Genomic DNA, 9,572 nt, shown 5'->3' with positions numbered 1-9,572 from the left:
TTTCTCCGGCCACCACCTATATCAACCCCCCCCCTCGCGTCGCCCGGTTCTTTTTTTTTTATCCGACCGTTAAGCGCCCGTGCCCCCCTTGGGGGTGCGCCCCCCCCCGGCCCCCCAACCGCAGCACCTCCAGCTCACGCGGGCTGAGCACCTCCACCGCGGCACCGCGCACCCGTTTCATCAGCAACGCCGCCGCGGCCGGGGCGAGCACGGCCTTGCCCCGAGCCGTGGCCCCGACCGCGCGCACGAGCTCGTCACGCGGAGCGTCCTTGAGCAGGTAGCCGGTGGCGCCCGCCTCGATCGCCGCTACCACGTCGCTGTCGTTGTCGTAGGTGGTCAGCACCAGCACGTGCGCCGTGCCGGCCAGCTCCCTGGTCGCCGCGATGCCGTCCGTGCCCGGCATGCGCAGGTCCATCAGCACGACGTCGGGTGCGAGGGTCCTCGCGAGCCGCACCGCCTCGGCGCCGTCGCCCGCCTCCCCGACCACCTCGAAGCCGGGGTCCTGGGCGAACAGGCTCGTGAGCCCGTCCCGGACGACGGGGTGGTCGTCGACGACCAGCACCTTGATCACGCTCTCGCCTCCACGGGCACGCGGGCCGACACTCCAGTGCCCGCACCGGGTTCGGACTCGATCTGCACGGTGCCCGCCAGCCCTTCGATCCGCTGCCGCATCGCCTCGAGCCCGAACCCGTCCCGCTGCCGTGCGTGGTCGAACCCGCGTCCGTCGTCCCACACGTCCAGCGCCACCTCGTTCTCCAGGTACGACAACGTGACGCCGACCCTGGCCGCCCGCGCGTGCCGCGCCACGTTCGCCAACGCCTCCTGCGCCGCACGGAGCAACGCGAACTCGGCCTCGTGCGCGAGCGGGCGCGCCTGCCCCGTGGTGACGACCCTGGCCGGGATGTCGTGCAGCGCCGACCACTTCTCGGCGACGCTGGTGAGCGCCTCCTGCAGCCGTGCGGTCCGCAGCGGTTCGGGACGCAGAGCCGAGACGGACCGCCTCGTCTCGTTGAGGCTCTCCCTCGCGAGCTCGGCCGCGGCATTGACGTGCCGCTGCCAGGTCGACTCGTCGGCCGCCCGGAGCTGGCTGATGATGCCGGTCAGCCCCTGGGCGAGGGTGTCGTGGATCTCGCGCGCCATCCGCTGGCGTTCGTCGCGCACCCCGGCCTCACGGGCCTGCACCACCAGTTGCTCGTGCAGGGTGGCGTTGTCCGCCAACGACTCCGCGAGCCGGCGGTTCGCCTCGCGGGCCTGGGCGAGCGCCTCCTCGCGTTCCGACTCCTGCCGCTCCGACCGGCGCAGCACGAACGCGTACGCGCACATCGGCACGGCGTTGCCGGCCATGACGGCGACCCAGATGGCGACACCACCGACCGTGGACTTGTCGACCCCGTACGCCTGCGCCGTTCCCGCGACGGCTGCGACCAGCGCGACGGCGACCGGCTGCCAGGGAAAGGCGATCGTGCGGAAGGTGTAGAAGTACGGGACCGGCGTCAGGAACCCGAACAACGGGTTGAGCACCACCAACACCCCTGTCAGCACGGTCAGCCCGGCGGCGAACACCCACGGGTGCGCCGTCTTCACGGTCATTCCCGCCGCCAGCCAGGCCGCGACCACCGCGCACAGCACCAGTTCGGCGGGCACCGGCCGTTGGTCGAGCGTCGTGGCGGCGGCCAGCAACGCCAGCAGGACGTACGGCCACCGCGCCACCGGAATGCTCATCCGCGTCCCTCCCCAGGTGTGCCAGAGCCTAGGCCCTGTCCTGCAAGTCTCGTCCGCGACAGTCGCGGCTTAGGACCTAGCCAGGTTCGACGGCCAAGGCGTGCGTGAAGACGTTGCGCGGGTCCCAGCGAGCCTTGATCCGTTGCAGCCGCAGGTAGTTGTCCTTGTGGTACAGCCGCTGTGCGGACACACCGGAGGTGTTCCACTGCGGGTCGGCGAGGTCGGCGTCGGCGTAGTTGATGTACGAACCGTCGTTGACCTCGTTGGGCACCGGCACACCACCCGTGTCCGCGTACACGTCGCGGTAGAGCGCGCGCACCCACGCGAGGTTGGCCGCGTCCTGCTGTTCCTCGCTCCAGATCGACTGGTAGACCGCCTTCATCACCACGTCTCGCTGCGCGATCGCGGTGTCCTGCGGCTTCACCGCGTTCGCCTGCCCGCCGTAGCCGATCAGCAACACGCTCCCCGACTCGCCGCCCGGTGCGGTGAGGTTGCGCCACAGGGCGTTCAGCTGCTTCGGAGCGAACGACCGGCGCAGGTAGGCCGCCTTGATCTTGTACCGCCTGGTGAGCACGTCTCCCGGTTCGCCGGTGCCCGGCCACGTCATCCGGTGCAGCCACGGCATCGTCCTGCGCAGGTCGAACACCGGCGTGAGGCCGAGGCCCGCGGACACGGCCTGCACGAACTCCGTGATCATCGTGTCGACGCCCGGCAGGTCCGCGTCGGCCTGCACCGCGAGCATCACGATCCCGCCGGCCTGGTGCTTCACCTCGAGGATCCCGTAGAGGCCCGCCTCCGGCGCGCCCGGCGCGCTGTGGCGCTCGTGCCACGTCCCGAAGTTGCGCAGCAGACCGCTCAGCTTCTCCTCGGTGAGCTGCCCCCAGTCCCAGAAGACCACGTGCTGCACCATGTTCCGGGGGACGGGCGGCAGCAGGTGCCCACCGCCGGACGACCGCAGCCAGTACTTCGTCACCACCCCGAAGTTGCCGCCACCGCCTCCGGTGTGCGCCCACCACAGTTCGCGGTTCGGGTCGTCCTCCTCCCGCGTGGCAACGACGACGCGGGCCTTGCCGTCCTTCCCGACCACCACGGCCTCGACGCCGTACAGGTGATCGACCACAGCCCCGTACCGCCGCGACAGCGGCCCGTACCCACCACCCGCGATGTGCCCACCGGCGCCCACCTCGGGGCACCCGCCGCCGGGGATCGTGACGCCCCACCCCGTGCACAACGTCCGGTACACCTGCCCGAGCGTCGCGCCGGGCTGCACCGAGAACGCCTGCCTGCGCTCGTCGAACCCGACCTCGTTCAGGGCCGACAGGTCGAGCAGCGTCCTGACCTCGGGCGCGGCCGTGAGGTTCTCGAAGCAGTGGCCACCGCTGCGCACCGCGATCCGCCGCCCGGCCCGCACCGCCTCGTCGACCGCGCGCACCACCTGGTCGGCCGACGTCGCCACCCGGATCTCGTCGGGCCGGCCTGCGAACCGGAAGTTGTTGCCCCGCAGCAGGTTCTCGTACCGCACGTCACCGGGCCCGATCCGCACGGCCGCCGATCCCGCCGGTCCGCCGGCCGCTGCCGCGCGTCCCTGGCCGATCAGACCGCCTGCCGCCACGACTCCCGCACCCGCCATCAGCGCTCGCCGGCTCAGGTGCCCGCCCCCGGAGTTGCTCATTGCCGTCCTTCCGCGTTGTGGGATCCACGTGGCGGAAGGAGTCCTCGGGACGTCAGCCAGTCGCATCGCCGACCGCGCAACCCGCCCGAGCCACTTCTCCGCCTCGGCAGTTCGCCGCGGCGGAAGGAGTTCCCAGGGGCATCAACGCGCCGGGGACTCCCCTCCACCTCGGTGACCACAACCGTGGCGGAACGAAGTCCCCGCGACATCAGCCGATCACCCGGCTTGGGGGATGAGCGACGACCCAGCCGATCGGCTGGGTCGCGCCCACCGGAACGTCAGCTCGTCTGCGGCACCTCGAGCCGCTCGCTGAACTTCGGCGTCGGCAGCACCCCGACGACCGGCGGCTCGGCGAACTGCGTGTTGTACAGGTCGGCGTAGCGGCCCTCGGCCGTCATGAGCTCGGTGTGCGTGCCTCGCTCGACGATGTCGCCGTGCTCCAGGACCAGGATCTGGTCGGCCGCGCGGATGGTCGAGAGGCGGTGGGCGATCACCAGCGACGTCCGGCCCTGCAGTGCCTCGGTCAGCGCCTCCTGGACCGCGGCCTCGGACTCCGAGTCCAGGTGTGCGGTGGCCTCGTCCAGGATCACCACGCGGGGCTTGGCCAGCAGCAGGCGGGCGATCGTGAGGCGTTGCCGTTCGCCGCCGGACAGGCGGTAGCCGCGTTCACCGACCACCGTGTCCAGCTGGTCGGGCAGGGAGGCCACCAGGTCCAGCAGGCGGGCCCGGCGCAGCGAGTCCCACAGGTCGTCGTCGGTGGCACCGGGAGCGGCGTACTCCAGGTTCGCCCGGATCGTGTCGTGGAACAGGTGCCCGTCCTGGGTCACCACGCCGACGGACGAGCGCAGCGCGTCGAACGTCAGGTCTCGGACGTCGACGCCCGACAGGCGCACGGCGCCGGAGTCGACGTCGTAGAGCCGCGGGACGAGCGAGGCGAGGGTGGACTTGCCCGCGCCGGACGAGCCGACCAGCGCGACGAGCTGGCCCGCCTCGGCCTTGAAGCTGATGCCGTGCAGCACTTCCTCACCGCCGCGAGTGTCCAAAGTGGCCACGGACTCCAGCGAGGCCAGCGACACCTTGTCCGCGGAGGGGTAGGCGAAGCGCACGTCGTCGAACTCGACCGACACCGGGCCCTCGGGCACCGCGCGGGCGTCCGGCTTCTCCTTGATCATCGGGTCGAGGTCGAGCACCTCGAAGACGCGCTCGAACGACACCAGCGCCGTCATCAGGTCGACGCGGGCGTTCGCGAGCGCCGTCAGCGGGGCGTACAGGCGGGTCAGCAGCAGCGCCAGCGACACCACGGCGCCGGCCGCGAGGTGCCCTGTCAGCGCGAGGTAGCCGCCCAGGCCGTAGACCAGCGCCTGCGCGAGGGCCGAGACCAGCGTCAGGCCAGTCATGAACCAGCGGGTGGCCATCGCGGTCCGGATGCCGATGTCGCGGACCTTCGCGGCCTTCTCGGAGAACTCCTCCTCCTCGCGGACCGGACGGCCGAAGAGCTTCACCAGCGTCGCGCCGGGCGCGGAGAAGCGCTCGGTCGACTGGGTGACCATCGAGGCGTTGAGCGTGGAGGCCTCGCGCTGCATGTCCGCCATGCGGCGGCCCATCCGCTTGGCCGGTAACACGAACACCGGCAGCAGCACCAGCGCCAGCGCCGTGACCTGCCACGACAGCGTGAACATGACACCGAGCGACAGCACCAGCTGGATGATGTTCGTGACGAAGCCGGACAGCGTCGAGGTGAACGCGCGCTGGGCGCCGATCACGTCGTTGTTCAGGCGCGAGACGAGCGCGCCGGTGCGGGTGCGGGTGAAGAACGCGACCGGCATCTTCTGCACGTGGCCGAACACGGCGCGGCGCAGGTCGTAGATCAGGCCCTCACCGATGCGCGTCGACTGCCAGCGCTCGACCAGGCCCAGACCGGCGTCGACGATCGCGATCGCGGCGATCGCGACGGCGAGCCACACGACCACCGAGGGGACGGAGCCTTTGACGATCGCGTCGACCACGCGCCCGGCCAGCAGCGGCGTCGACACCGCGAGCACCGACGAGACGACCGTGAGCAGCAGGAACACCAGCAGCTTCGCCCGGTGCGGCCCGGCGAAGGCCAGCACTCGCCGGAAGGTCCCCCGGCGCACCTTCGCAGGCGCGTCCGAGGTGACCCCCATCATGAATCGCCAAGAGCTGTATCCGTCCACGCTGATAAGAACAGCACAGCGGTCTGACAATTCCGTCGCGAGCGGCTACAGCGACGGAAAGGTTCAGCTTTGAGCGGACAGAGCCGCGAACGACTGCAGCCGGCGCAGCTGGGCGGCGCGCTCGACCGCGAGCTGCGTGTCCGCGTCGACACCCGACGCGGCCGACGCGATCAGCGCCAGCGTCTCCGTCACGGCGCCGGCCATCGGCTTGAGCACCGCGGCCACCAGCTCGTCGACGGCGGCGTCCAGCCCGTCCGCGGGCACGACGGAGTTCGCGAGGCCGATCCGCAGCGACTCCTCCGCCTTGACCCGGCGGGAGGTCACGCACATCTCGGCCGCGCGCGAGTACCCCACGAGTCGCACGAGCGGCAGCGTGCCGCCGAGGTCGGGCACCAGACCCAGCCCGGTCTCGGCCATGCAGAACTGCGCGTCCTCGGCGAGCACGCGGAAGTCGCACGCCAGCGCCAACTGGAAACCCGCGCCGATGGCATGCCCGTGCACAGCGGCGATCGTCACGCGTGCCGGGTCGCGCAGCCAGGAGAACCCGGCCTGGTACGACGCGATGCGGGCGTCCGCCTCGTCAGGAGACAGCGCCAGGATCGCCCCGAGACCACCGGGTTCGCCGTCGACGGGCTCACCGGTGAACATCCGCCGGTCCAGCCCCGCCGAGAAGGCGCGGCCAGAACCCCGGACGACCACGACGCGGACGTCCGGGTCCAGCTGTTCGCCGATGTGCCGCAACGCCTGCCACGTGGCGGGCGTCTGCGCGTTGAGCACGTCGGGACGATCGAGCGTGATGGTCGCGCGCGGCCCGGAGATCGCGAGCCGAACGCCACCGCGCTCGAGCACACCAGCGTCGATGGAAGGCACTGGCATGGTCGTTACCTCCGGCGAACTAGTAGCTAGTTACCGGAGAGTAGCAGTCTGAGTTGTGGCTACTTCTTCTTCGTCCGGGTGGCGCCACCGCGACCGCGCAGCGTGACCCCGGATTCCGACAGAACCCGGTGCACGAAGCCGTAGGAACGCCCGGTGCTCTCAGCCAAAGCCCGGATGCTCGCGCCCTTTTCGTACTTCTTCTTCAGGTCAGCGGCCAGCTTGTCCCGCGTGGCGCCGGTGATCCGGGCACCCTTCTTCAGGTCAGCCACCTTGTCCCGCCTTCCGTACGAGCAGGTGGGCCGTGTGACGGCCCCTGTCTTCGCAATGATCGAACAGGAACCGGCAGAACGCCAGGTGATCAAGCAAAGAGATCGCCGAACGGTCGATTCGATCACACTGAGTTGATCACAGAACGCGCTCGGTAACCCTTTGAGACGTGGAGATCACGCCAGCTGGACGAGGTCGAGGTAGTCCTCGGACCAGTGGTCCTCGGTGCCGTCGGGCAGGAGGATGACCCTTTCCGGCTCCAGGGCCTCGACCGCGCCGGGGTCGTGCGTCACCAGGACGACAGCGCCCTCGTAGCGCCGCAACGCGTCCAGGACCTGCTCACGCGAGGCCGGGTCCAGGTTGTTCGTCGGCTCGTCGAGCAGCAGCACGTTCGCCGCCGACGACACCAGACCGGCCAGCGCGAGCCGCGTCTTCTCGCCACCGGACAACGTGCCCGCGGGCTGGTCGAGCTGCTCGCCGGTGAACAGGAACGTGCCGAGCAACGACCGGAGCTTCTGCTCCTGCTCGTCCGGCGCCATGTGCCGGATGTTCTCCCACACCGAGGCGTCGTGGTCGAGCGTCTCGTGCTCCTGCGCGAAGTAGCCGATCTTCAGGCCGTGGCCGGGCACGATCTTGCCCGCGTCCATCTTCTCGCTGCCGCCGAGCAACCGCAGCAACGTCGTCTTGCCGGCGCCGTTGAAGCCGAGCACGACGACGCGGGACCCCTTGTCGATGGCCAGGTCCACGCCGGTGAAGATCTCCAGCGAGCCGTAGGACTTGCTCAGACCCTCTGCCATCAAAGGGGTCTTGCCGCACGACGCGGGCGCCGGGAAGGTGATCCGGGCGACCTTGTCGCTCTGGCGCACGTCGTCGAGGCCGTCGAGCAGCTTCTGCGCGCGCTTCGCCATGTTCTGCGCCGCAACGGCCTTCGTGGCCTTCGCGCCCATCTTGGCGGCCTGCACCATCAGCGCGCCGGCCTTCTTCTCGGCGTTCGCGCGCTCACGGCGACGGCGCTTCTCGTCCGTCGCACGGGCTTCGAGGTACTTCTTCCAGCCGAGGTTGTAGATGTCGACCTCGCCGCGGATCGCGTCGAGGAACCACACCTTGTTCACGACGTCGTCGAGCAGCTCCACGTCGTGCGAGATCACGACGAGACCGCCGTCGTGCGACTTGAGGAAGCCGCGCAGCCACGTGATCGAGTCGGCGTCGAGGTGGTTCGTGGGCTCGTCGATCAGCAGGATCGTGCTCGACTTCGCGCCGACACCGGCCTCGGAGGCGGCGAACAGGATGCGCGCCAGCTCCACGCGGCGGCGCTGACCACCCGAGAGCGTGCTCAGCGGCTGCGCGAGGACCCGGTCGGGCAGACCGAGGTTCGAGCAGATGCGGGCGGCCTCGGACTCGGCGGCGTACCCGCCGAGCGAGGAGAAGCGCTCCTCGAGCCTGCCGTACTTGGTGACGGCCTTGTCGAGCTCGTCGGGGTCGACCAGCTCGGACATCTTCGACTGGGCCTTCTCCATGTCGCGGAGCAGCTGGTCGAGGCCGCGCGCGGACAGCACGCGGTCCTTGGCGATGACGGACAGGTCGCCCTCGCGCGGGTCCTGCGGGAGGTAGCCGAGCGCGCCCTTGCGCATGATGGCGCCGGCGTACGGCTCGCCCTCACCGGCGAGAACGCGGAGGGACGTGGTCTTCCCGGCACCGTTGCGGCCCACGAGGCCGATGCGGTCGCCGGGCTGAACTCGCAGGTTGGCGCCACTCACGAGAATGCGTGAGCCCGCGCGCAACTCCATGTCAGTTGCGGTGATCAAGAGAAACTCCGAGCAGTTGCGAAAAGCCGGGCATGACAAGGGATGGCACGTCCGGGTCGGCCTACTCGAGGAGGATCACGCGAACCATTCTACGGGATCACGACCATCGAATTTCCCACCTGTGGCGGGACGCATAGATTGCGGCTATGAGCGAAGACTTCTCGGGCAAGGCCGCGCTGGTCACCGGCGCGTCCCGCGGCATCGGCCTCGGCATCGCGCGCGAGCTCCTCTCCCGCGGCGCCTCCGTCACGATCACGGGCCGCAAGGCCGACCAGCTGGCCGAAGCGGCCAAGCGGCTGGAGGCCGACACAGGTGGTCGCGTTCTCGCCGTCGCGGGCAACGCGGGCGACGACGCGTCCCGGGAAGAGGCCGTGACGCGCACGGTCGAGGAGTTCGGCAGCCTCGACGTGCTCGTGAACAACACCGGCATCAACCCGCAGTACGGCTTCCTGATGGACGCCGACCTCAACGCGGTGCGGAAGATCTTCGACGTGAACGTGGTGGCGACGCTGGGCTTCGTCCAGCTCGCGTGGAAGGCGTGGATGAGCGAGCACGGCGGCGCGGTCGTGAACGTCGCGTCGATCGGCGGCATCCGGTCCACGGGTGTCATCGGCGCGTACGGTGCGTCCAAGGCGGCGCTGATCCGCCTGACCGAGGAGCTCGCGTGGCAGCTCGGCCCGAAGGTGCGCGTGAACGCCGTCGCGCCCGCCGTGGTGAAGACGAAGTTCGCGGAGGCGCTCTACGTCGGCCGCGAAGAAGAAGCAGCGCAGCAGTACCCGATGAAGCGTCTCGGCACGCCCGAGGACGTCGCCTCTCTCGTGGCGTTCCTCTGCTCTGATGGCGCTTCGTGGATCACGGGTGAGACGGTCCGCGTCGACGGAGGCCTGCTCTCCACCGGAACCGCCGGCTAGGCGCTGTCCTGCAAGTCTCGTTGGGTGACAGGCGCGGGCGAGAGACCCGGAGGCGGTGCCGCCGCGACGCCCTCATACCGGGCGTATCCGGGCGTTGCGGCGGTGCCGCCTCCGGGTCCCTCGG

At 70.2% G+C, this 9,572-nt stretch carries 8 protein-coding genes; 1 reads left to right on the top strand and 7 read right to left on the bottom strand.

Annotation, left to right across the window (positions count from 1 at the left end; translation table 11 throughout):
• Window positions 1–58: 58 nt before the first annotated feature.
• The 7 genes from ACWF7A_RS30445 to ACWF7A_RS30415 form a co-directional block, all read right to left on the bottom strand.
• Complete coding sequence (locus tag ACWF7A_RS30445) at window positions 59–571, bottom strand: response regulator (RefSeq protein WP_452253936.1); 513 nt, start codon at window positions 569–571, stop codon at window positions 59–61.
• Window positions 568–1,722: a sensor histidine kinase gene (locus ACWF7A_RS30440; RefSeq protein WP_452253935.1), complete on the bottom strand. Its 1,155-nt coding sequence runs from the start codon at window positions 1,720–1,722 to the stop codon at window positions 568–570. The genes ACWF7A_RS30445 and ACWF7A_RS30440 overlap by 4 nt, the downstream gene beginning before the upstream one ends.
• A gap of 76 nt (window positions 1,723–1,798) precedes the next feature.
• Complete coding sequence (locus ACWF7A_RS30435) at window positions 1,799–3,394, bottom strand: FAD-binding oxidoreductase (protein ID WP_452253934.1); 1,596 nt, start codon at window positions 3,392–3,394, stop codon at window positions 1,799–1,801.
• A 278-nt stretch (window positions 3,395–3,672) separates the two neighbouring features.
• Window positions 3,673–5,559 carry an ABC transporter ATP-binding protein gene (locus ACWF7A_RS30430; RefSeq protein WP_452253933.1) on the bottom strand — a complete coding sequence of 629 codons (1,887 nt, stop codon included), beginning with the start codon at window positions 5,557–5,559 and terminating at the stop codon, window positions 3,673–3,675.
• 93 nt (window positions 5,560–5,652) lie between these two features.
• A complete protein-coding gene (locus ACWF7A_RS30425; RefSeq protein WP_452253932.1) occupies window positions 5,653–6,465 on the bottom strand; it encodes an enoyl-CoA hydratase/isomerase family protein in 813 nt (270 codons plus the stop codon).
• 59 nt (window positions 6,466–6,524) lie between these two features.
• On the bottom strand, window positions 6,525–6,734 hold the full coding sequence (locus ACWF7A_RS30420) for a helix-turn-helix domain-containing protein (protein ID WP_030473247.1): 210 nt from the start codon (window positions 6,732–6,734) through the stop codon (window positions 6,525–6,527).
• A 174-nt stretch (window positions 6,735–6,908) separates the two neighbouring features.
• Window positions 6,909–8,537, bottom strand: coding sequence for an ABC-F family ATP-binding cassette domain-containing protein (locus tag ACWF7A_RS30415; protein ID WP_191296374.1), 1,629 nt, complete (start codon window positions 8,535–8,537; stop codon window positions 6,909–6,911).
• A 146-nt stretch (window positions 8,538–8,683) separates the two neighbouring features.
• Between ACWF7A_RS30415 and ACWF7A_RS30410 the strand changes: the two genes are divergently transcribed.
• Window positions 8,684–9,448, top strand: coding sequence for an SDR family oxidoreductase (locus ACWF7A_RS30410; protein ID WP_452253931.1), 765 nt, complete (start codon window positions 8,684–8,686; stop codon window positions 9,446–9,448).
• Window positions 9,449–9,572: the final 124 nt, after the last annotated feature.

The sequence above is a fragment of the Lentzea sp. NPDC055074 genome (assembly GCF_053608005.1).
This window is presented reverse-complemented; position numbering and strand designations above follow the sequence as displayed.

Excerpts from the sequence above, each read along its gene's own strand:
- ACWF7A_RS30425 (WP_452253932.1), bottom strand. The coding sequence starts at position 6,465 with ATGCCAGTGCCTTCCATCGACGCTGGTGTGCTCGAGCGCGGTGGCGTT.
- ACWF7A_RS30430 (WP_452253933.1), bottom strand. The coding sequence starts at position 5,559 with ATGGGGGTCACCTCGGACGCGCCTGCGAAGGTGCGCCGGGGGACCTTC.
- ACWF7A_RS30410 (WP_452253931.1), top strand. The coding sequence starts at position 8,684 with ATGAGCGAAGACTTCTCGGGCAAGGCCGCGCTGGTCACCGGCGCGTCC.
- ACWF7A_RS30435 (WP_452253934.1), bottom strand. The coding sequence starts at position 3,394 with ATGAGCAACTCCGGGGGCGGGCACCTGAGCCGGCGAGCGCTGATGGCG.
- ACWF7A_RS30440 (WP_452253935.1), bottom strand. The coding sequence starts at position 1,722 with ATGAGCATTCCGGTGGCGCGGTGGCCGTACGTCCTGCTGGCGTTGCTG.